1 protein-coding gene is annotated in these 765 nt (G+C 42.5%); it reads right to left on the reverse strand.

Annotated features, from left to right (window positions below):
• Positions 1-292: 292 nt before the first annotated feature.
• On the reverse strand, positions 293-765 hold a 473-nt coding region (locus KIV40_RS35245; protein WP_285354127.1), incomplete at its 5' end, for a DNA-3-methyladenine glycosylase I.

Here is a 765-nt window from a genome sequence, read left to right on the forward strand (position 1 = left end):
CTAGGTTCTGTAATAAGAAAAGGAAGACTTTTCCTTCAAGTGGACAAAGGGTTTCAACCTCACCATCATTGAAGTGAAACTGCCTACGTAGTGGATCATAGGTGGCCTCACATATTTGATAATTTTGTCTTTTCACAATCTTTTATAAATATTACGCATCAGCCGTATATAATATTGAAAAGTATAGAAAAGACTAGTCCATTTTCCACTAGAGACTAAATAGGCTGTGTTTGGTGATGCCCCCTACCTTAATATCAAAGAAACGCTGTCTTGTGTCAAAAAAGCTCTGTAGCTATCTTTTCGGGCAATCAACCAAATGGTCGTTAACCATGCCTACAGCTTGCATAAACGCATAACAGATAGTCTCTCCAACAAACTTAAAGCCGCGCTTCTTGAGAAACTTGCTCATTGCCTTCGACTGCTCGGTTGACGCCGGAACTTCCGACATCTCTTTCCAATGATTCATCACGACTTGATGGTCGACAAATTGCCACAGTGCATTGGAAATTGAGCCGAACTCTTTCTGCAACTCTAACGCTGCACGGGCATTGCCAAACACAGAGGCAATTTTCCCTTTGTGCTTCACTACATCGTATTGTTCGATAATGCCGGCTACATGTGATTCATCCATCGCAGCCAGCGTTTCTAAATCATACCCTTTAAACGCAGCGCGGTAGCCCTCTCTCTTTTTCAAGATGGTAATCCAGCTTAAGCCAGCCTGTGCTCCCTCAAGCGTAATAAACTCAAACAGAACCTGATCATCAT

The sequence above is a fragment of the Vibrio sp. D173a genome, assembly GCF_030248475.1.